At 46.3% G+C, this 21,725-nt stretch carries 16 protein-coding genes and 1 tRNA gene; 5 read left to right on the top strand and 12 right to left on the bottom strand.

Annotation, left to right across the window (positions count from 1 at the left end; translation table 11 throughout):
- Positions 1–11 precede the first annotated feature (11 nt).
- Genes M2134_RS11705 through M2134_RS11695 form a run of 3 tightly spaced genes read right to left on the bottom strand, consistent with a single transcriptional unit; the run spans position 12 to position 2,206 of the window.
- Positions 12–647, bottom strand: a complete 636-nt coding sequence (locus M2134_RS11705; protein WP_280751227.1) for an MBL fold metallo-hydrolase — start codon at positions 645–647, stop codon at positions 12–14.
- Positions 644–1,333 (bottom strand): 16S rRNA (guanine(527)-N(7))-methyltransferase RsmG, encoded by a 690-nt coding sequence (rsmG, locus tag M2134_RS11700; RefSeq protein ID WP_280751228.1) that lies wholly within the window; start codon positions 1,331–1,333, stop codon positions 644–646. The genes M2134_RS11705 and rsmG overlap by 4 nt, the downstream gene beginning before the upstream one ends.
- 18 nt (positions 1,334–1,351) lie before the next feature.
- Complete coding sequence (locus M2134_RS11695) at positions 1,352–2,206, bottom strand: DUF3298 domain-containing protein (protein ID WP_280751229.1); 855 nt, start codon at positions 2,204–2,206, stop codon at positions 1,352–1,354.
- Positions 2,207–2,413: 207 nt separating this feature from the next.
- On the opposite strand from M2134_RS11695, the gene M2134_RS11690 reads away from it, so the two are divergent.
- Complete coding sequence (locus M2134_RS11690) at positions 2,414–6,709, top strand: two-component regulator propeller domain-containing protein (RefSeq protein WP_280751230.1); 4,296 nt, start codon at positions 2,414–2,416, stop codon at positions 6,707–6,709.
- Positions 6,710–6,716: 7 nt separating this feature from the next.
- On the opposite strand, the gene M2134_RS11685 is transcribed toward M2134_RS11690, so the two are convergent.
- Positions 6,717–8,420 (bottom strand): PHB depolymerase family esterase, encoded by a 1,704-nt coding sequence (locus tag M2134_RS11685; protein ID WP_280758194.1) that lies wholly within the window; start codon positions 8,418–8,420, stop codon positions 6,717–6,719.
- Between the two features lie 2 nt (positions 8,421–8,422).
- On the bottom strand, positions 8,423–9,052 hold the full coding sequence (locus M2134_RS11680; RefSeq protein ID WP_280751232.1) for an NAD(P)H-dependent oxidoreductase: 630 nt from the start codon (positions 9,050–9,052) through the stop codon (positions 8,423–8,425).
- Between the two features lie 559 nt (positions 9,053–9,611).
- Here M2134_RS11680 and M2134_RS11675 point away from each other — a divergent pair.
- Together M2134_RS11675 and M2134_RS11670 are read left to right on the top strand one after the other, a co-directional pair.
- Positions 9,612–10,538, top strand: a complete 927-nt coding sequence (locus M2134_RS11675; protein ID WP_280751233.1) for a DMT family transporter — start codon at positions 9,612–9,614, stop codon at positions 10,536–10,538.
- A 135-nt stretch (positions 10,539–10,673) separates the two neighbouring features.
- Entirely contained in the window at positions 10,674–11,969 is a 1,296-nt protein-coding gene (locus tag M2134_RS11670) for a PQQ-binding-like beta-propeller repeat protein (RefSeq protein WP_280751234.1), read from the top strand.
- Positions 11,970–12,099: 130 nt separating this feature from the next.
- On the opposite strand, the gene M2134_RS11665 is transcribed toward M2134_RS11670, so the two are convergent.
- From M2134_RS11665 to M2134_RS11655, 3 genes are all read right to left on the bottom strand, one after another.
- Positions 12,100–12,927 (bottom strand): DNA-formamidopyrimidine glycosylase family protein, encoded by an 828-nt coding sequence (locus M2134_RS11665; RefSeq protein WP_280751235.1) that lies wholly within the window; start codon positions 12,925–12,927, stop codon positions 12,100–12,102.
- Positions 12,928–12,948: 21 nt separating this feature from the next.
- Entirely contained in the window at positions 12,949–14,082 is a 1,134-nt protein-coding gene (locus M2134_RS11660) for a GyrI-like domain-containing protein (protein WP_280751236.1), read from the bottom strand.
- Between the two features lie 136 nt (positions 14,083–14,218).
- Positions 14,219–14,833: a flavodoxin family protein gene (locus tag M2134_RS11655; protein WP_280751237.1), complete on the bottom strand. Its 615-nt coding sequence runs from the start codon at positions 14,831–14,833 to the stop codon at positions 14,219–14,221.
- A gap of 110 nt (positions 14,834–14,943) precedes the next feature.
- Here M2134_RS11655 and M2134_RS11650 point away from each other — a divergent pair, with 110 nt between their 5' ends.
- The gene (locus M2134_RS11650; RefSeq protein WP_280751238.1) at positions 14,944–15,675 is read left to right on the top strand and encodes a methyltransferase; all 732 of its coding nucleotides are present in this window, start codon (positions 14,944–14,946) and stop codon (positions 15,673–15,675) included.
- Between the two features lie 105 nt (positions 15,676–15,780).
- Here M2134_RS11650 and M2134_RS11645 read toward each other — a convergent pair.
- A tRNA-Asp gene (locus M2134_RS11645) sits at positions 15,781–15,857 on the bottom strand.
- Positions 15,858–16,146: 289 nt separating this feature from the next.
- Here M2134_RS11645 and M2134_RS11640 point away from each other — a divergent pair.
- On the top strand, positions 16,147–16,902 hold the full coding sequence (locus M2134_RS11640; protein ID WP_280751240.1) for a sulfite exporter TauE/SafE family protein: 756 nt from the start codon (positions 16,147–16,149) through the stop codon (positions 16,900–16,902).
- Positions 16,903–17,013: 111 nt separating this feature from the next.
- On the opposite strand, the gene M2134_RS11635 is transcribed toward M2134_RS11640, so the two are convergent.
- From M2134_RS11635 to M2134_RS11625, 3 genes are read right to left on the bottom strand one after another with little or no spacing between them, the layout of a single operon-like run.
- A complete protein-coding gene (locus tag M2134_RS11635; protein ID WP_280751241.1) occupies positions 17,014–17,847 on the bottom strand; it encodes an MBL fold metallo-hydrolase in 834 nt (277 codons plus the stop codon).
- Between the two features lie 33 nt (positions 17,848–17,880).
- Complete coding sequence (locus tag M2134_RS11630) at positions 17,881–18,906, bottom strand: nucleoside hydrolase (protein WP_280751242.1); 1,026 nt, start codon at positions 18,904–18,906, stop codon at positions 17,881–17,883.
- Between the two features lies 1 nt (position 18,907).
- The gene (locus M2134_RS11625) at positions 18,908–21,715 is read right to left on the bottom strand and encodes an alpha-L-rhamnosidase N-terminal domain-containing protein (protein WP_280751243.1); all 2,808 of its coding nucleotides are present in this window, start codon (positions 21,713–21,715) and stop codon (positions 18,908–18,910) included.
- Between the last annotated feature and the right edge of the window lie 10 nt (positions 21,716–21,725).

The raw sequence follows: 21,725 nt of genomic DNA, 5'->3' as shown, positions 1-21,725 counted from the left end.
TTATTATGCGTTTATAAAAAAGGATTATTCATTTTCTCGTTATAAATGGTGGTCTCAGGTCCATGGCCGGAATAGACAATGGTTTCGTCCGGCAAGGTGAGCAGTTTGTCTTTGATGGCTGTGACCAATACCTCCATATCTCCTCCCCACAGGTCGGTTCGACCGATACTTCCGTTGAACAGGGCATCGCCCGAAAACAGGTATCCGTTCTTTTTATTGTAGAAAGCCAGGCTGCCGGGCGAATGTCCCGGAACCAACAGGGCGGTCAGTTCCGAATGTCCGAAAGGGATACTCTCACCACCATGGATATATTGTTCTATCTGTATATTGTCTAATTGAACCGGTAAGCCGAGCATACGTGCCTGTTCGGACATCGACGGCAGTTCGGTTTCCGCTTTGTGTGCCCTCGGCTTCAATCCGTAGGTCTGTTCGATAAACGAACTGCCCAACACATGATCCAGGTGCAGGTGGGTGCAAAGGTGGTGTTTGAGCGTCAGGTCGTTCGTCGTCAGGTAGTGCATCACCTCCTGCTTCTCGTTGGGGAAATAACAACCACCGTCAATAATTACCGCCTCACCCGTATCATCATGAAGGATATAGGTGTTCTCGGAAAAATAATTAAAAGCGAATGACTTAACAGTAATCATAGGGGTACGTACACTACTTTTTTGGTTTTAAAATAGGCTTCGCTAAAATAGCTATCCAGCGAAACGGTGTCTGCTTGTTTGCGGAAAGGCAATATCTCATGCTGCAACTCGCCTCCTTTGAGGCAGATCAATCCGTTCGGCAGCGCGTTCTGTTGCTTCTGATTGATGTTTTTGCGAACAATCTTCACCAGGTCGGCCAATGGCATCACCGCCCGGCTGATTGCAAAGTGAAACTCGCCTTTCTCCTCTTCTCCCCGGCAGTGTCGGAAGCTGATATTTTTTAGCCCAATCGCCTCGGCGACCGCCTGCCCCACTTTGATCTTTTTCCCGATACTATCGATCAAGTGAAAATGTACTTCGGGAAATAAGATCGCCAGGGGAATGCCGGGAAAGCCTCCACCGGTACCTAAGTCCATCACGTTGGTGCCCGCCTTGAATGAGATCATCTTGGCAATGCCCAATGAATGTAATACATGATGTTCATACAGATTGACGATGTCTTTCCGGGATATTACATTGATCTTACTGTTCCAGTCGGCATATAAGGCATAGAGAGCCGCCAACTGCTCTTTCTGCGTTTCATTCAATTCCGGGAAATAGCGGTAGATCGCCGCCAACTGCGTTTCCACAATCTCTTTTATCTCCTGATCGGTATATTCTATAATTTGTTTTTCTGTGTTCTCCATGATAACTGATTCCTTCCCTTAAGGGGCGATAATAGATAAGAGCGGACTCTCTTTTTGCAATAGGTGTTTGATCTTCGCATAGGGCAGCTTCACCTGGGTGGCACCTACCACATAGGCCGCAATCTCATATTCATTGAAGGTATAGGTGATACCCTCTTCGTCGGCGTAGAAATTATCATTCGGATAGATCTCTTCTACACTGAAAAAGCCGATATCTTCCAACTCTTTCGAATCGGTCAGTTTGTTGTTGGCTGTGATCTCTTCCACTAAGAGTTGTGCCAACGCGTTTTCGAAATTCTCTACGAACACATCCTCCTCTTTCAGGAATTCCATACGCTCCAGATCAATGAGATGATTCCTTACCGTATGTGCTCCATGCGCCCCACCGGTATAGTTTTCATAGCTGACAACAAAAGAAAGAAAGCCTCCTTTATTGTATACCACCTCGTTGTTGGATGTCTCGAAATAGCCATACCAGGAACCTACCGCCTCTTCGTCGGCGCTTTTCAATTCCTCTTTGAAGTATTCCTCCAATTCTTTATACATTTCCAGGTAGTCCTTGGTGTATTTCTCCGCGGCCTCTTCTGGCGAAAGCGTTTCATACGCTTCTCCGAAGTGGGAGAAAACAAAGAGCGACTGGAGCTTTTCCAAGGTGGCCTTATCGCCATATTCCGTCGGATAGGTGAAGTTGAGGTGGAAGTCGCAATTCGGATTGTCCGGATTGTTTAAAAGATGATAGGTCTTTTCTATATCAATCGTCTTGAACTTGATATCATTCTCTGCATTTTTCCTGGTTCCGGTTTGGCAGCCGGTTGTTAGCATTCCTAGTAGACAAAGAATCCCAACAAAGCCTTTACATAATTGTGTTCTCATTTAAAACCTGCATTACGTTTTCTTATTGCAAATGTAAGTCATAAAATGATATAAACAAACCTGTCTTACCAAGATTCCACCATAAAACAAATATTTCTTTTCCCTCTATTTTGCTGTTTTATTTCCTGTTTTGTTTCATATAGGGTTTATCAATTCGCTTTTTTATTATCTTTGTTTTGCTATAGATCTATACAGTTATAACACCTTATGAAAAACCGCCTTATTTTTTGCGCTCTACTTTTGAGCGTCTTGTTATATCCTCTTGCGCCATCGGATATACAGGCCTCAGTTGATGTCCGTTCTACTTTTATCACATCAAACGATGGATTGGGGAACAATTTTGTCCGTCATGTTTTTCAAGACAGCAAAGGCTTTTTGTGGATGAGTACGCTGAACGGACTCACGCGTTATGACGGTCACTCTTTTGTGACTTTTGTACCCGAAAAAGGAGACAAACCCTCCTTGACCGATCGCCATATCCGCGAGGTGACGGAAGATAAAAATCATTTTCTATGGATTCGCCTCTCGCCCGAATACTTCAACTGTTATGATTTGGAGAATGAGTGTTTTGTGGAGTTTACCCAACCCGGCGAGCCGAGAAAATCCTATTCGACCCGTATGGAGGCATCGAATGGCGATAGTTGGTTATGGCATTCCCGACAGGGATGCCGGCGTGTCTTTTATAAAGAGGGAAAATTGGAATCTACCGAATACAATGTGGAGAACGGCAAACTGCTTTCCAATCATGTCCGGCAGGTCAAAGAGGATTTACAAGGGAATATATGGATTTGTACAGACAGTGGCCTGGTGAAAGTGATGGACGATGTGAATCTGTTTATCGACAGGCATATCGCTTTCTATGATATGATACCCTATGGTGATGAGGTCTTTTTACTTTCGGTGGATGGTGCTATCTACAAGGTCTCGGAGGGTGATCGGGTCGAGTTCGTCGAGCAGCTGACTTCGAAAGAGGTGCAGGAGGATATTACCGATAGCTTCCCGTATCATGATAGCTGGGTTATCTTAACCTCATTACAAGGGCATGTTTTTCATTTATCGGAAGAGAAGACTGTACCCAATGACCTGTTTCAGATAGCCCAAGGGCGAAAGACCAGCGACAAACAGGGCAATATATGCGTATACGACACGCAGGGGCTGGTTCGGTATATCAATATCGAAACGGGGCAGAAGAAGGATTTTCATATTCCGATTGGCGACAGGGTGACGGATCAATGGTGTAAAATCATGCTGGACTCCCGGGGATGGCTTTGGATAGCCACCTTTGGTTGCGGACTTTATGTGTATAATCCCGAAGCGGATGAGATTAGGCATTTTACCTATCAGATCGACGGACTGAATCATATATGTTCTAACTCATTGGCCTTTATTATGGAGGATCGTTCGGGTGGGATATGGGTTACCTCCGAGTCGGCGGGGGTGTCGCGACTGACCGTGTTGAATGACAGGGCTACCTATTTCTATCCGGAAGATAAAAGCGTTATGGACAATAATAACGCGATTCGCTTGATCGAACAGAAGCGTAATGGGGAGATATGGATCGGAAACCGTGACTGCAATTTATACAGATATGACAGTGGCTTGACCAATATCCTGGAAACAAAACGTTTCCCATCCAGTGTTTACGCGCTTATGGAAGAGCCTGATGGGCAGGAGTGGTATGGCACCCGCGGACATGGGGCATTAATTCATGGGAAGTGGTATGCAAAGGGGAAAGCTCCTTACAAACTGCCTGCCGCAAAGGTGTTCCAGTTCTTCCGCGATTATAAAGAACGGATCTGGATGGGGGTGTTGAACGGCGGATTGGTTTGGCTCAAATCGGAAGAGGAAAGGTATTCTTTTCAACGTTTTATGACAAAAAGCATAAAACAGAGTAATATCCGTCATATTGTGAGCGATAAGAACAACTGGATGTGGGTGGGTACCGACGATGGGCTTTATGTTTTTCATCCCGATTCATTGATTGCTTCTCCGGAAAAGTATCATCATTATGATTTCAATAAGGGTGATTTGCCCGCGAATGCGATTCGTTATATGTTGTATGACAGCCGTGAACGGATGTGGATCGGCACGATCGGTGGTGGACTGGCTTTGTGTGATGCCGATAAGGGGTATGATCAGCTAACTTTTAGCCATTATACAACGAGCGACGGATTGGTGAACAATGTGGTGCAGTCTATTGCGGAAGATCAGGAGGGTGAGCTCTGGATAGCCACGGAATATGGTATGTCGCGCTTTTCACCCGACAGCCGGACATTTGAGAATTTTTTCTTTTCCAACATCGTACAGGAGAATGTGTTTACGGAAAGCAGTGTGTTGCGGTTGCCGGATGGTCGCTTGCTCTTTGGAACGAGTCATGGTGTGCTTATGATCGATCCGGGGAAGATAAAGTCGCCCGATGCTTTTATGGACATAAAGCTGACCGACCTGAAGATAAACGGTATCTCTATGCGTCCGAACGAGAAGGGCTCTCCTTTGACGCGATCCATTGCCTATACGGACAAGATTCAAATGAAATATGACCAGAATTCCTTTGTAGTCGATTTCTCTTCTTTTGATTACTCAATGATAAATAGTGCGAAATATACCTATAAACTGGAGCCTTTCGATTCGGATTGGAGTACTCCTTCAACGCTGAATTTTGCCGCTTACAAAATGTTAAATCCCGGAACCTACCACCTACGGGTGAGAGCCTGTAACTCTGCCGGGATTTGGAGTGAAGAGGAGGCACGTCTGGAGATCGTGATTAAGCCGCCCTACTGGAAATCACCACTGGCGTATACGCTCTATGTTATTCTTCTTATGATCCTTCTTTATGTGGCTTTCCGTTTGGCAAGGCATTACCAACGGCTGCAGAACCGTGTCCAGGTGGAAAAACAACTGACGGAATATAAACTGATGTTCTTCACCAATATATCGCATGAATTCCGTACGCCTCTCTCGCTGATCAAAGGGGCGCTGGAAAAGATAGAAGAGATGGGCGTCGCTTCCAAGGAGATGGATTATCCTATCCGGCTGATGAGCAAAAGTACCGATAGGCTGTTGAGGCTGATCAATCAACTGTTGGAATTCCGGAAGATGCAAAACAATAAGTTGAAACTGCAATTGGAACAGAAAGATATTATTCCTTTTATTCGGGAGATATTCCTGCATTTTGAAGAGGCTGCTCACAATAAGAATCTGGATTACCGCTTTGAATCATCTGTACCGCATTATATGATGTACTTCGATGGAGAGAAGTTGGATAAAATCATTTACAACCTTCTTTCCAATGCCTGCAAATATACGCCCAACGAGGGAAGTGTTGTTTTTTCTCTCCATATCGAAGAGGAAAACAATCAGCTGGTGATGGCCGTGCGCGATACGGGCATCGGTATTCCCAAAGAGAAGCAATCCGAGCTGTTCTCCCGTTTTATGCAGAGCAGTTTTGCGCAAGATAGTGTAGGCGTGGGGCTTCACCTGACGCAGGAGTTGGTCTATGTCCATAAGGGAAATATCATGTACCAGGAGAACGAAGGGGGTGGCTCTGTGTTTACTGTCTTTTTGCCTTTGGATAACTCTTTATATGAAGAGAGCGACTTTGTTACCGCTTATCCGCAGGGTAGGATAGGGGAAGTGCTCTTGGAGGATGAGGCGATAGAAGACAAGATAGAACGAGATATTGCTTCTGATCCTGATTTTTCTGCCTTCGACGGAGCCAATAAGAAAAAGATCCTATTGATCGAAGATGATCCGGATGTAAACAAATACCTGGAAACAGAGTTGAGCCATTATTTTGAGGTAATAACGGCTACCGATGGTACGTCCGGGCTGGCATGTGCGAAGCATTTTGATGGCGATTTGATTCTTTGTGATGTCTTGATGCCGGGCATGAATGGTTTTGAAGTCACGCGGCAGTTGAAAGGCGATTTTGCAACCAGTCACATTCCAATCATTCTATTGACCGCGATGAATACCCCCGAAAACCAATTGGAAGGAACGAAAAGCGGAGCGGATGCCTACGTGACCAAACCTTTCAGCCTAAAGCTCTTATTGGCTCGTATCTATCAGTTGATAGAACAGCGGGAGCTGTTGCGTGAAAAGTTTTTAAAGGATCCTGTCGTGATGAATCCGGCGCTTTCCTCTACCCAGTTAGATCAGAAGTTTGCCGGCAAATTAAATCAGATTATGGAGGAAGAATTAAGCAATCCGGACTTTACAATTGACGATTTTGCCGCCAGGTTACATCTGGGGCGTTCGGCCTTTTTCCGTAAGGTAAAAGGGGTTACGGGATATACCCCCAACAGGTATATGCAAATCTTCCGCATGAAGCGAGCGATGGAGTTTCTGGTTGATGGAGAATATAATATCAGTGAGATCACCTATAAGGTGGGTATGAAAGACCCTCATTACTTCAGCCGTTGTTTCAAAGAGCAGTTTGGCATGGCCCCTTCCATGTACCTGCGCGGTTCGAAAGAGAAAGGGGCCAACGAAAGCCAAACTTAGAACATCGTTATTGGGGGTGATAAATCAGCTTTTTCGTCTCCGGATCACGGGAGTATTGTTTGAAAAAGTCCCACATCATTTGAGCTGCCGGGCGGTAATTCCAATGCCCGTAATCGATGATCGCTGTGAATTGTATAAGCGGCATATCTCCTTTATAGAGTTTGCCGATCTCTAATGTCAGATGTTTATTGGTGAGGATCGTTTCGCGTTTGTGCATCTTCATGCCCAAAACCGGTTCGGCTGCGAAGTCGATCGCTGTTTCGGGAATTTGATTCAGGTGCTGATAGACCCGTATGGCATTGTGATAGGGGTTGTTCTGATGATTTTCGACCGTAGGGAATCGTACCACATCATCGGCCGTTCCCGAAATAAGGAAATAAGGCATCTGCACATAACCCGCCTTTTGAGTCGCCTCGTCACGAAGGGATTGATAGGAGGAACCGAATGTCCATCTGTCGAAGATAGCCCCGGAATGTCCGCCTACCGCTGCAAACAGGTGGCTCTTCTTGATGCCCAGCGCGGCAGAAGCCATGCCTCCGGCCGAAAGGCCTTGTACATAAATGCGGGAAGGATCAATTTGCGGGTAGGTCTGCATCACATCGTAAACGACATATTCAATACCATCCAACCCAAGGAATAATTCCGAACGATTGGGACCGGCGCCCTGCCATTCGATCTCTGCCACGATAAAGCCCTCTTCGGCGGCAATCTCAATGAAACCGCCCGTTTCGCTTTGTGTGCGGTTGTCGTTGGCGTTTCCATGCAACAATACCACCAGAGGAACGCTTCCTTTCGGAGCATTCGCAGCCTTTTCCGGAAGGTATTCATACCAGAAAAAGAGACCGCTGCCCGGTAGGTTTTGCCCGCCACTCGGTGACTTCTTAACCGTCTTGCGACTGACTCCCAACTCGTCCAGTATCAGATAGGGCTCCAGTTCATAATTACCATATTGGCCAAACTGCGCGCCCATATAACTGGTATGTTTGTAATTGCTGAACCGGTAGTTTTTCGATAACAATGTCTTCCAGGCATCGGCAAATGCCTCTTTCAGACTGGCTTTCTTGTTCAGGCTCAGCACCACCTGTTGAAGGGGTTCCCGATCGTTGATATAATAGATATGCGCTTCGTCTCTCTTTACCTCGACCGCGTCGTTGGCTTTGGCGTAATAGGATGCAAGGGAGCGGTTGCCCTGACTGATATAGGCAGGAACCGGTATATGGCTCGCCGTCTTACCCTTCATCGTGCCACCGTAGGTGAATATACCGGCTACCTCCGCCGCATTCCGCGATATGACATTATTAACAAAGGTGGCTCCCCGGCCGATACCGATGATCTTCAGGTTGGAGATATTGCGCATCCGGTTAATAAAAGCCTTATAGGCTTCCAGGTCGGCTTTATTGTCATAAGTTTTACCCACCGGATTGATCACGCCTACACTGCCTGCATACTTCACGACTAATTCACCTATTTCGAGCTCGTTTATCAAAGCATTCGCCTCCGTTTCACTGAGTGGCGTGTCGGGATAGATCATAAACATCGGCGCCGTCATACCGGCATAGCCGTCTATGCTTCGGGTGGTATCACGGTAGAGATAAACGGTATGGTCTAATTTATCTACCTTGGCCACCTGAATGGTGACCTGTCCTATCGCTTGCAGAGCCATTATCATCATACAGAGAGACAGCCCTATTTTATTTATTTTATTTTTCATAATCAGAGTGCATGAATGATTTCTTTATACGATGCGGCGCCGGCCTTGATACGCTTGTCGGCATCAGGCAAAGAGGCTCCATAGACCACAAAGGGAGTTTGCCAGATCATGCCGGAATGGTTAGCCAATAACTGGTAAGGGCGAAGCAATTCGTCCAGGGTGTACTGGTTTCTGCCGCCCGAACGATAGGCATCCTGTTCGGAACCGGTGGTGGTGGCGACCAATAATTTCTTTCCTTTCACCTCGTTTGTTAATCCCATCAATATCTCATCACACCATTTTTTCAGCATCGAAGGAGCGCTTGCCCAGTAGAAAGGGAATTGAAAGACAATTGTTTTAGCGGCTGAAATAATCGGCTTATAGTGCTCAAGGGTAAAGGGCGCTGTGTATAACTCAACGACCCGCACATCCGCATTGTCTTTAACGGCATTGATCAATGCTTTGTTCGCTTTCGATTTGGCAAAATCAGGATGTGCAAGCAGGATCACCGTGTCCCCTTTTTTCTGCACGGATTGCACATGCATTCCCTCGCCGGCCAAAGAGACCAAATTGTTTGCCACCAAAGGACCTACGCCTAATACCGTTGCACCGGTACCGACCATCCCTAAGAAATTTCGTCTGTTGATTTTCATGATAATCGTTTTAATTTGTAATTGAATACATCAAACGTACCGACATCCGTTTAGTAAGGAAAGGGGTAGTAGCCGGCTCGAATAGGGAATAGTAAGTATTGCTACAGACAGCAGCCTGTAAATCAGTTGTGTATAAAAGAAAGGTGGTAAGTCGAGGGTTAAGTTTTGAGAAAGCTCTTTTTTCAAAATGGCAAAACTTTAGATCAGGTCATATGTTAATAATATATAAAACGAAATTCTTAACAAATTTGTATTTAACTATCAAAAAGTAACTTATTTCCCGAAATAAGACTCTTTTTGATAGTGATAAGCCGAGAAATAGGATTTTATTTAGGGTAATTAACTAACGCTATGGTAAATTTAGGGGCTTCCTAGGGGCTTCCTAGGGGGTGCCTACATGGTGTCTACATGGTGTCTACATGGTGCCTACGTACTAACCATATAAAAAATATGTAAAAAATATGTAAAAAGTATATAGACACCCCCTGGGCACTCCCTAGGCAGTATACCCCCGGTTAGTAGCTAATAATTGCCTATCTTTGCCTTCCAATTTTCAGCTATGAACACAAAGGCAAAAGGATATTTATTAGCCGCTATTGCAGCTGCTACATACGGGATGAATCCCCTGTTCGCTCTTCCGCTTTACCAAGCCGGGATGAACCCTGATTCGGTTTTGTTTTTTCGTTATCTCACAGCTATTCCTATTCTGGGGGTAATGATTAAAGCGCGAGGACATCATTTTGCGATCAGACGGAAAGAGATACTGCCGCTGGTAGTTATGGGGTTATTGGTTGCTGTTTCATCGCTCTGCCTGTTTCAGAGTTACAACTATATGGATGCCGGAATTGCATCGACCTTATTGTTTGTCTATCCGGTCATGGTTGCATTGATTATGGCGCTCTTATTCCGGGAGAAAGTTACCCCACTAACGGGGCTTTGCATATTGATGACACTCGGAGGAATAGGCCTGCTTTATAAAGGAGGAGATGGCTCCACACTTAGCCTGACAGGTACATTGCTTGTAATGGTTTCCGCCCTTTCGTATGCTGTTTATATTGTGGGAGTGAACCGTCCGATGTTGAAAAATGTGCCTACGCTCAAGGTGACATTCTATGTCTTATTGTTTGGTCTGTCGTTGTTTCTCGTACGAGTTGATTTCGGAGCAAGCCTTATAATACCGGATCCCGATAAATGGTATCTATGGCTTAACCTTGTAGCACTCGCTGTTTTTCCGACGGCCATATCGTTTGCCTGTACCACCAGTGCTGTGCAGTATATTGGCTCCACGCCAACGGCTATTCTCGGAGCACTCGAACCTGTCACGGCTGTATTCTTTGGTGTTACCATCTTCGGTGAAACCCTAACGGCGCGCCTTGTTGCGGGTATCCTACTGATCATACTTGCCGTGTCGCTGGTCGTGGGTGGAAGTAATATACAGGCTTATCTGGTGCGTTTTCGTAAGATGTTCCCTAAAAAAATAAGATAGTAGGATCTGCTATTCGCTTTCATCGTGTGTTTTTTCGCTTTAAAGAAATAAGTCACACGATGACGTAGAGAAAAATCTATTTTTACATCACGGAGTGTGTTTTTTACTTTCCAAACGTGTAATATATAGAGTCGTATGAGAGCAACCTATTTTCAAGTAACCATGATCGTTACTTTTTTTGTTTTGTTTTGTCTGCCAATCGAAGCGCAGGACTGGCCGCAGTTTCTGGGGCCGAACAGGAATCACACCTCTCCTCAAAAGGGGCTGTTAAAGAGCTGGCCGGAGAGCGGCCCGGAAATACTATGGTCGGTCGATGTGGGAGCGGGGTATGGCGGTCCTGTGGTGAAAGACGGCAAGGTCTATCTTTTGGATCGAGATGATGAAGTGGGCGATATCATGCGTTGCTTTCATCTGCAGACGGGCGAAGAGATCTGGAAATTTGTCTACAACTCACCCGGCGAAGTTCCGTTTCCCGGTTCACGAAGTGTTCCGATTGTTGATGCCAATTATGTCTATTCCTGTGGATTGAACGGCGATTTGTATTGCTTTGATACCACTACCCACCAACCGGTTTGGAATAAACATGTATGGAAAGACTTTGGGGGAGAGGCGATACCCATGTGGGCTATATCCCAATGCCCGGTTATCTATAATGATCTCTTAATCATAGCCTCGCAAGCGCCGGATGCCGGCGTGGTAGCGTATAATAAACACACCGGTGATGTGGTATGGAAAACTCCCAAGATTGGCAATACCAGCTATGTGAGTCCGAAAGTCCTGAAGATTCATGGCGAAGATCAGGTGGTGTGGGTTGCTTCATCTACAAACCCATATACAGACCGGGATGCTCCTCTTACAAAGGGCCATGTGGTTGGAATCGATCCGAAAGACGGGAAGATATTATGGGATTATGCCAATTGGGAATGTGTCATTTCTGTACCGTGTCCGGTGGATGCCGGCGACAACAAATTGTTGATTGTTGGCGGGTACGACCGGGGAGCGACGATGATACAGGTCAATAAGAAAGCAGACGGCAGGTTTGACACCACGGAACTATTCACCACCTTGGAGTTTGGCGACCAAACGAAGCCGGCGCTTCTTCTGGATGGCTATTTCTATGCGATGTATCGTACGAATCAGAAGCGTGATGGTTTGATGTGCATGGATATGGAGGGAAATATCATGTGGAAGACTTCGCGCAACCCCAATTTCGACCGGGGCAGTATGATCCTGGCCGACGGATTGCTGCTGGCAACCGACGGTCTCAATAGCCTCTACCTGATAGAGCCAGACCCAAAAGGCTTTAAGCAGCTTGCCAAAGCAGAGATGTTTAAAGCAGGCACACAGAACTGGGCGCCTATAGCACTTGCCGACGGCAAACTCTTAATCCGTGACCAATCCAAAATGCTTTGCGTAAAGGTGGCTGAGTAATAGGTGTATATAGGTCGGAATAAAATATATGCCCATTTGGAAAGAGTCAAAAGTATCTACGGGAGATGACACTGCCGGCAGGAGTGGCTAAAATGAAGCTGAGTGTGACGTGGAGCCTTATCGATAACTCTTACAATGGTTGACACGCCGGGCAATAATAAACCGATCCTCCCAGATAAGCTTCTTTTACAATGGCGCTACCACACGAAGGGCAACCGTTTTTCCATGTCTTAGCCGACAGGATGGTTTGGTAATTGCCATTATTGCCGTAAAGGTCGGTTTGTGTATCTCGTCCTCCCTCGAAAGTCATTTCCTGTAAGGTTTCTTTTAGGGAATTGAACAAGGTTTCTTTCTTGAGGTCAGATAAAGCTAAGACCTTTTGTTTTGGGTTGATGCGGGCATTGAACAGTATGTCTTGCGTTACACCGTTGCCAACACCGGGGATGCGTTGTTCGGTGGCAAGGAGGGCTTTGGCCGAAAGTGTTTTCTTTGCCTCCGAGAATAGCCTCTCGAACTGCGTCGGGGTATATCGATCGCTTAACGGGGAGATGCTTTCTTTGCTTAGCGTATAGTATTTATTGTCGATAGTGCCATCGGGATAGGCATTGATAAAGCCATACATGGCAACGCTGAAGACAAGGAAAGATTCATCATCAAACGTCAGTAACAGTTGATAGTTGGCAGGTATTTTACTGCCCGGCTCATAGTAACGAACATTTACTCCGTCACCGATATTCATCATTACCTGGTCCGACAAGAGGAAGTCGACAAACATACCGTAGCCTTGCGAGGATAGGATGGTTTTGCCTGTCAATAGTTTACCGTATTCCAACGGATCGCTGTTATAGAAGGTAAACTTATGCGGCTTGGTGGCGTTGAATACCTGCGTGATTGTTTTTCCTTTCAGGGTATCGTTCACTTGTCTGCTGAGGGTGATTACTTCGGGGAGTTCTAACATAATGGCATGATTATTTTATTATTAACCTTTATCTATGGGTATATAAACCTCTGTAATGAGTTCCTCTTCTGCCACCTCATCGGGCGTATTGAGGTAAACCTCGAAAGAGAGTGGATGTTTCTGGATATACCGGCTATGAGGGAGCCATTGCTCATGGATTGTTTTGTATAAGTTTGGCAATTGGGAATAACTGCCCTGATGTGTAAAGACGGCATATATACCGCCAGAGATCTCTTGCGGAGTGAATTTACCTTCCAGTGAGGTATATTCATCTGTTATAAAACCAATGTACAGGCGGCGCAGATCAGGTGATGTAACCTGTGGGTTATCCTGACTGATGCTTATAAAGTGATTGTTTGCGGTCTTTGACTGATACTTTTCTTTGTAGCGTTTCAATTGTTCCCAAATGGCCTGATAGGTATGGGCGTTTCTGAAAGCACCATTCACATCCAGGCAGATGGTATTTAGCGTATTGATTCGGCGGATCTCAGGGATAGGCAGATCGCCCGGCATTCCCAGTGTATTTACCGATTGGTACTTCGTTCGATAATTTGACATAGAAATACCAAAGTGCTTCTTGAATGCCTTTGCCAGGCTGAACTTCGTCTCATAATTCGTTTGCTGTTGTATGTCGCCAATAGACTGATCCGTCGCAATCAACAGATGGGCAACGTACTCCAACCGCAGGCGTTGAATGTATGTACCGACGTTCTCCCCGGTCGTATTCCTGAATACCTTCCGGAAGTGAAAGAAAGAAAGAGTAGCCATAGCGGCCAGCTGTTCGGGATCAAGAGTAGCGAAAAGGTTCTTATCAATATATGCCTTAACCTGACTAACCGCCTTCTGATGCAGGCTTTCGGTTTCTTCCTTTTGCCGCCAACGTTTTAGGGTGGGAAGCCGTTTACTCAGTAGAGTTCTTAATTCCTGCGGGGTATAGTTCGTATGGGAGTACCAGTTGTATTTATCGGTGTACTTCACCCAGATATCCACCATTTCGCTCATAGGGATATCTACTGTATAGTCCCCGCCCTTCAGGCAATAATAGCAATACTCATCGCTACGGGAATGATCGGAATTCGTACCCAGGTATTCCTCCACATCGAAACGGAGAGGCATCCCACAACTCTGACAGTATTGTTTGTCTGCTTGATTCATACGCCAAAGATACAATGCCTATTTCGGATATGGTTATCCAAAATAGGCATCTTTTCTCAGCCCCTAAAAAGCATGTAAAAAAATTCTCACCCGCATGAGAAAAAATTCTCATGCGGGTGAGAAAAAATATATTGTATTATCTGATGTAATTCGTTGCCACTTGCTCTTCCAGCTGCGGTATGGGTATTTCGCCGTTCTTCAGGTTACGCATCATCCATATCATATTACGCCCTAATGTGCGCATCGTTTGTAGTCCTTCGGCATCCTGTGAAGCCTCTCCGGGTGTCAAGCCATGCACACTGTTCCAGTATTGCGATGGTACGATCGGCATATTATTGATGGTAAAATACTTGTTCAGACGGTCGAAACCGGCACTGGCACCACCACGACGGCATACTACGACAGATGCGCCGGGTTTGTATTGCATGTGTTGCCCGCAGGAATAGAATAGTCTGTCGAGCAAAGCGCAAAGCGAGCCGTTTGGCGCGCCATAGAATATGGGCGATCCGATAACAAGGGCATCAGCCTCTATGACAGCCTGGCGTATTTGATTATACAGTTCGTCCTGGAACACACACCGCCCCAATTCTTTACATTTATAGCAGGCGATGCATCCTTGCACAGCTTTGGAGCCAATGGAAAGAATGGAGGTTTCGATTCCTTCGGCATTCAAAACCTTAGCCACTTCCGACAAGGCAACAAATGTATTGCCCTCGCGTTTGGGGCTTCCGTTGATAAGTAATACCTTCATGTTGTATCTCTGTTTAATGTGATGTTCTTTCTATGCGCTATATTTTGTCACAAAGATACGGAATAAAAACTATTGACTATTTTTGTCTTTATTATTATACATCTCGACTCATGAACAACAATCTATTGACAACAGAAAAAGACCCTATGGGTGCTGCTATAGCTGATTATTACAACCACAAAAAGGCTGATCGTTTGCGTGTTTTCTCATCCCAATTCGATGAAGATGAAATCCCAGTGAAACAGCTGTTCCGTCCATTCAAGTTAATGCCGGTATTGGAAAAGACTGCCTTACAACTTGCCACCGGAAAAATCCTGGATGTCGGTGCTGGAAGCGGTTGCCATGCTTTGGCGCTTCAGGAGGCCGAAAAAGAGGTTTGCGCCATTGATGTCTCTCCCTTGTCGGTCGATGTGATGAAAAAGCGTGGGGTAAAAGACGTACGTCTGGTAAATCTGTTCGACGAGCAATTCCAGGAAAAATTCGATACGATACTTATGCTGATGAATGGCTCGGGTATCATTGGACGCATAGAAAATATGCCACAATTCTTTCAACGAATGAAGCAACTGCTTACCCCCGACGGATGTATCTTGATGGATTCCAGCGATCTGAAATATCTTTATGAAGAAGAGGATGGCAGTTTTTTGATTGATATGGCAGGGGATTATTATGGGCAGATAGACTTTCAAATGCAATATAAAGATATAAAAGGCGAAACATTCGACTGGCTGTATATTGACTTCCAAACTCTACAACTTTATGCCTCCGCAAATGGCTTCAAAACAGAATTGATAAAGGAAGGAGAACATTACGACTACCTGGCTAAGCTAACCAAAGTCTAAGCGGATCTTTAGAAAGCGTATAAATTTTTTGCTAGAGTATACAAAAAGAAAGAGTCCTGATATTCAACAGAATATCAGGACTCTTCTTTGATTTTCTAAATCTATTGGCGGTATGGACGGGACTCGAACCCGCGACCCCCTGCGTGACAGGCAGGTATTCTAACCAACTGAACTACCACACCAAATTTGTTTTTAGATTGCTATCGCTCTCGATTGCGGATGCAAAGGTAGGTATTATTTTGGATTATGCAAGAAAAATTGGTGAAATATTTTCGAGATAAACCTATCGAGAAAATGAACGGAAGTAAGTAGCTGATAGACATTGATCAACAAAAAGCAGGAAGGAGAAAAAAATATTTTGTAGCGTTTGGCTTTGGAAAATAAGCTTTCTTTGTACCGCTTTTTTGTTAGAAGCTGTTTTGAGTTTTATTGGAGCTTATTCCGTCTTTATATTAACTATTAGAAATAGAAATGCCGGATTTATCTTTATGGATGAATACGCCATACGATTGGATCTTACTTTTCGTATGTGCTCTATTGATCGGTATGTCGAAAACGGGCATACAGGGTATCACTCTATTAGCTATCCCTTTGATGGCGATCAATTTTGGTGCTAAACCTTCTACAGGACTGATCCTGCCTATGCTTTGTTTTTCGGATCTGATCGCTGTTGCCTATTATCGGCGAACGGCGGAATGGAAATACATCTGGAAGCTGCTTCCTGCTGCCATAGCCGGATTTTTCATCGCCTTGGCTGTCGATAAGATCATTCCGCCCGAGGAATTCCGTCGGTTGATGGCTTTCTGTATTTTTCTCGGTATCGGGGTGATGTTCTGGACCGAGCGTACCGGGAAAGAGAGTAGTCTCTTTTCCAAATGGTGGTATGCACCGTTGTTTGGTTTGATGGGTGGTTTTACAACCATGATTGGTAACGCGGCTGGCCCTGTTATGGCTGTTTATCTGCTCTCTATGCGTTTGCCGAAATATAGTTTCGTGGGCACAAGCGCCTGGTTTTTTCTGGTGGTCAACTACCTGAAGATACCGTTACAGGTTTTTGCCTGGGAAAACATCTCTATGGCATCTCTTTTTCTCAATGCCTTATCCATCCCGTTTATGGTGGTGGGCGCGCTTATTGGCATCTGGTTCGTAAAAAGAGTGCCGGAGCAAAGCTATCGTAAATTTATTATTGTGGTTACTGTGTTATCCACCCTTATGTTACTGTTTTAGTGAAAGACACTAAAAGACCAACAGGCCTGTAAGAGCGAGTTCCAAGGGACTCTATCTTACAGGCCTGTTTATTAACCGTAATGGCTTTCTCGTATGCTTTGGGAGAGGGGCTTATTTTAGTTGGCTCTCGCCGTAGTTGATGCGAACGCCGTGCATATTCAGTACATGATTAAGTCCCATCATGCCGCGATCGTTCTTTTCTCCCTTTAGCTTTCCGGCTAACATATCTTTCGACATTTGCAGCATATCGCTCACGCGTTTGGGCGTTTCCAGGTTTGAACCCATATAATGGCCCGGATATAAATGCCGGATATTGTTCTTCTGCATATATTCGCCGGTGCGCTGGCAGGTGATCAACAGGGTAGAGAAATTGGTGCCCAACAGTAGATTGCCCGATCCGAACGCGTCGCCACTAAAGCCATAGCCCGCCGCCTTATCGAAAAAGGTAGTAGACCCCGGTGTATGTCCCGGTGTGAAGATCACCTCTATCTGGCGACCTCCCAGGTCGATCACCTCGCCATCGCGCAGGTATTTGATCTCTCCTTTGTAGTCGCCCATCATCTGTGCCACATTCACCATATCGCCTGCGTTGATATAGATCTCCGGAAAATAGTTGACGGGCTCGCCCGTATGGTCGGGATGTACATGGGTGGCCATCAGCGTAACCGGTTTGTAGGTGATCTTGGCCACGATCTTATCCAGGTCGGCAATCTTCGTGCCCGCGTCTATCAGGATAGCACGCTCGTCGCCTTCGATCAGATACAAGGACTCGTTGGCCATCAGATGCCCGGAGCCTACCCAGGTGTGCGCATCGATCTGGCGGAAGATCACATCTTCGTTTTTGAAAACCTCTTTTTCGTTATACTGCGGTGTGAAAGGCGCTTGCCCCACTACGGTTGCCATCTGCACAAATAGGGCCATGGCAGCTAAACATAACTTCTTCATACTGTATTCATTTTAATAAGTTAATATTTCTGTTTATTGACTTTGTAACAGTTGCATCTTGGCAAACATATCTTCGAACATCAGCCGGTTGTCAATCTGGTTAAACACCTTAATGATTCGTCCCTCCCGATTGATCTCATACATGCCTTCGTCATTGATAAACGGAGCCTGACGAAGTTGGTACGGGCTTGATGTGGCATCTGCCTCAAAGATAGATAAAAGAGCGGTAACTAACACTAACGGATTGTCGCCAAGTATGTATGCTTCGCGAGCCATCCTGTTCAGGATGTGTTCGATCATGTCGGTTATCTTTGCCCCAACTGCTGAATAGGGCTTTACACGCAGGTTCAGTTCCGCCTTTGTCACCAAAGCCTGACGATAAACATTGCGTGGTATTTGCCACAGTTTGATGTCAGACTTGTTGAATATTACTTTGACCGCATTGATATCAATCGCCGTATTATATTCCGTACGCGCATATCCCGGAGGAGGCAATGCGACATCGGTATATTCCATCCCACCGATCCAAACTAATGTCAGCCGGTCGGCGATCCGCGGTTCCATCAGGTAAGCGCTTGCTATCTCGGTGAGTCCGCCACCGCAAACCACATACAGAGGCAAGTCCATATCGTCACGCATCGCTTCTTTCACGATCGCCTTGGCAGCCTCCGAATGGAGAGGGGTTTCCGGATCGGATAACCCTATGTTTGAACCAGCCAACACCGGATATTTCCCCGTCATACCCATCATCTCAAGAATCGCTTCGATGTGTTTTTTGGCGTTATCTGCCGTTTGGTTCGTTGAATCGAATACATCGCCTACTCTCAGGTGTGAGCCGATGATATACCTGATATCGACCGAAGGAGACAACAGATGGTGCACCAGTTGGAACATACCGTCCGGATCGCCTGCGTAATCATTGTCGATAATCAGACGCATCTGATGGCTTGGGCGGACTTTTGCCGGGCGATTGGGCTGTTGCATTCCCTGCGCATGGCAACCCATTCCGCCGAACCATACCGCGGCGAGAAGGATTGCCATGATGCCTGTTTTCTTCATCTTATTGAATGATAAATGAATAATTACCCTGTTGTACGCGAACCACTTTATATCCCTCTTCATCGCCCAGTTCCTCGATAAAAGGAGAGGAGAGGGGCTGGCCGCTCTCTGTGATGGCGGAAGCACCTATCTGGGGAATATATACCGTAGCGTAGCTTCCTACCGGCACAGTAACATTTAGATTTAATCCCTGATCGGTTTTCTTGATTTCAGACACAACCTTGCCGTAGGGTGTTTGGTTGGCATAATATACATCGTCGAGCGCCTCGGTCACCGTCGGCTTGATGATGATATGTTTGAAGCCCGGTTCCTTTTCGTCGGCACTTACTCCCGCCAATGTACGGTAGAAATAGGTCAACGAACCGCCGAACATCGGGTGGTTTCTGGAATCGTTTCCATCCCATTTTTCCCATGTCACCGTAGCCCCTTGTCCGATCCAAGATCCGAAACTGGGGAAGTCGCGTTTGTTCATCGCTTCGTAAGCCACATCGTTCATACCGTGTGCGGCCAATGTTTCGAAGAAGAACTGCGTTCCGAATATACCTGTATTCAGATGGCCATCGTAGGTCTCGACGATCTCTTTGCGCAGTGTCGCCTTCACCTCTTCATAGCGATCGGCGGGAACACCCATCACCAAGGCGAAGATATTGCTGCCGTAGTCACCATACGTCTTGTTCTTTTTATCGTAGAACTTCGCATGGAAGGCCGTGTTTACATCATTCGCCACTTGGGCGTAATAGCTTTGATCTTCGCTTTTACCCAATGCTTTGGCCGCTTTGGCCGTGAAATCAGCGCAACGCCAGAGATAGAATGTATGGACTAACTCTTCCGAAGGATTCTGGAAGGGACCTACCCAATCGCCCAGGTTAAGCCAATAGTTCACCTGCGTGGAGTTGATATTGGTGCGTTGAGAATACATCGTGCCCTCTTTGGTGAGCCAGGTAAGCATATATTTCACCTGTTCTTTCATGGCGACGAAGTTGTCTTCCAGCATTTTTTTATCACCATAATGCACGTAATATTCCCACGGCATAATGTTCATGGCAGCTCCCCAGGCCACCCCGCCGCCGCAACCCGGTTGCCAGGGCGCTCCGTTGGGCACATAACCTGTTTCTACATTCTGCGCATCGTTCATGTCGCGGATCCACTTCTGGTACATGGAGGCGGCATCGAAATTATACATCACGGTCACCATAGCCACCTGGCCGTCGCCGGTATAAGGCGAACGCTCCCGGTGCGGACAGTCGCTCACAATACCTCCGTGCATATTGTCCAATTGGCTGCGTTGCCAGATGCTGTTGATCGTGTTGAACAGTTCGTTTGATGTATGAAACTCAGCCGTTACCAGCACATCGGTATTGACAGCTTCGGCCACAAGCATATCGGCAGTCAGGTTTTCCACCCCGCTGATAATAGCTTTGCTAAATACATACCAGGTAAACCGTGGCACGTGTGATTCTTTTCCTTCACCACTGAAAATGTATTTATGAACACCAAGAGGCATTTCGCAAATGTATTTCACATCCACCGTGTCACCCTTGTTTCCCGTAATCTCTTTCAGGCGGATCCAGCCGGATATCTCTACGCCGAAGTCTACTTCGTAGCTTCCGTCGTCCTGTTTGGTCAGCGATACAGGCTTCAGGGTTTCAACCACCTTGTCGGTTGGAGCCATATGGGCTGTCATCTCACCTGTTGGTGCCAGACGAAGCGCTGCGTTTTGCCAAGCGGCATCATCGCAAGCGATCGTTGCCCAACCGGTTGTCTCTTTCGTTGCATCGTAGATCTCACCGTCATATACGCCATTCATAACAATCGCCGATTCTTTGGCTTTCCAGCTCTCATCCGTGCAGATCAGTTCTTTCGTGCCATCCTGATAGGTTATTTCCAATTGGCAGATAAAGCGGGAGGAACCGAAAGAGGCCACCCAACGGGAGGTAGAGTCGTAGAAACCATCGCCCACGATAGCGCCGGCTACGTTTTCTTTTTCTTTCAACCGGTCTGTAACATCATAGGCCAGATACATGACCCGGTGGTTACGGAAGTTGTTGTCGATAGCGATATACGCATTTTCGATCATATCACGATTGCTGTAATTGGTGAAATTGGGCACCAAACAATCGTCTCCCACCTTTTCTCCGTTCAGGTAGAACTCGAAATAGCCCAGTCCGCTAACAAACGCCTTGGCTTGTGCCACCTTGCCCTGAAGCGTAAAGGCTTTACGGAAAAGAGGCGCCGGATCGAACTTGTAGGTAGGTGCCTGGAACCGCATCGGATGGGCACCGGGTGTAAAGGGGCGCATTGGTTCGATGGTCCGTTTAGGGTTTTCATCCTGCCACGGCGCACCGATCCATTTCGCCTGCCATTCGTCGGCCGACAACAGACCCATGCCCCAGGAAGCTACATCGCTCCAACCGGAGGCTGCGTCAAGGCTGTCCCATACCCTTACGCGCCAATAATAATCCTTGCCGGAGACTAACGCGGCACCCTCGTAGGGGATAAGATACGAGTCTGAAGAGGATACCTTGCCGCTATCCCATATATCGGCGTAGCCTTTCAATAGCTTTTCCTTGTTCGATGCCACATGAATCTGATAGGCTGTTTGCTGTTCACCCCTGATCCCATCGGATGTAAGGCTGTTTACCCACGACAGGCGAGGGGAGGAGAGGTCTACCACCGAAGGATCTTTCATATGCTCAACACGCAGGTCGGAAGGGCTTATACGCCCTCCCCCTGAACAAGATGCCAAAACAAGCAGTAGGATGCATGATAAGGCAACGCTGATTTGATTTAATAATCTTGTCTTTATCATTCAAATAGCT

This window comes from Parabacteroides sp. PM6-13 (genome assembly GCF_029892605.1).
Lineage (GTDB): Bacteria > Bacteroidota > Bacteroidia > Bacteroidales > Tannerellaceae > QVMG01.
The sequence above is the reverse complement of the archived record's forward strand: the minus strand, read 5'-3'. Positions and strand labels throughout refer to the sequence as shown.

Bases quoted from the DNA above. Each gene is read 5' to 3' on its own strand.
- M2134_RS11685 (WP_280758194.1), bottom strand. From the start codon at position 8,420: ATGAAAAATAAAATAAATAAAATAGGGCTGTCTCTCTGTATGATGATA.
- M2134_RS11680 (WP_280751232.1), bottom strand. From the start codon at position 9,052: ATGAAAATCAACAGACGAAATTTCTTAGGGATGGTCGGTACCGGTGCA.
- M2134_RS11630 (WP_280751242.1), bottom strand. From the start codon at position 18,906: ATGAAGAAAACAGGCATCATGGCAATCCTTCTCGCCGCGGTATGGTTC.
- M2134_RS11655 (WP_280751237.1), bottom strand. From the start codon at position 14,833: ATGAAGGTATTACTTATCAACGGAAGCCCCAAACGCGAGGGCAATACA.
- M2134_RS11640 (WP_280751240.1), top strand. From the start codon at position 16,147: ATGCCGGATTTATCTTTATGGATGAATACGCCATACGATTGGATCTTA.
- M2134_RS11635 (WP_280751241.1), bottom strand. From the start codon at position 17,847: ATGAAGAAGTTATGTTTAGCTGCCATGGCCCTATTTGTGCAGATGGCA.
- M2134_RS11670 (WP_280751234.1), top strand. From the start codon at position 10,674: ATGAGAGCAACCTATTTTCAAGTAACCATGATCGTTACTTTTTTTGTT.
- M2134_RS11675 (WP_280751233.1), top strand. From the start codon at position 9,612: ATGAACACAAAGGCAAAAGGATATTTATTAGCCGCTATTGCAGCTGCT.
- M2134_RS11690 (WP_280751230.1), top strand. From the start codon at position 2,414: ATGAAAAACCGCCTTATTTTTTGCGCTCTACTTTTGAGCGTCTTGTTA.
- M2134_RS11705 (WP_280751227.1), bottom strand. From the start codon at position 647: ATGATTACTGTTAAGTCATTCGCTTTTAATTATTTTTCCGAGAACACC.
- M2134_RS11650 (WP_280751238.1), top strand. From the start codon at position 14,944: ATGAACAACAATCTATTGACAACAGAAAAAGACCCTATGGGTGCTGCT.
- M2134_RS11665 (WP_280751235.1), bottom strand. From the start codon at position 12,927: ATGTTAGAACTCCCCGAAGTAATCACCCTCAGCAGACAAGTGAACGAT.
- M2134_RS11695 (WP_280751229.1), bottom strand. From the start codon at position 2,206: ATGAGAACACAATTATGTAAAGGCTTTGTTGGGATTCTTTGTCTACTA.
- rsmG (WP_280751228.1), bottom strand. From the start codon at position 1,333: ATGGAGAACACAGAAAAACAAATTATAGAATATACCGATCAGGAGATA.
- M2134_RS11660 (WP_280751236.1), bottom strand. From the start codon at position 14,082: ATGAATCAAGCAGACAAACAATACTGTCAGAGTTGTGGGATGCCTCTC.
- M2134_RS11625 (WP_280751243.1), bottom strand. From the start codon at position 21,715: ATGATAAAGACAAGATTATTAAATCAAATCAGCGTTGCCTTATCATGC.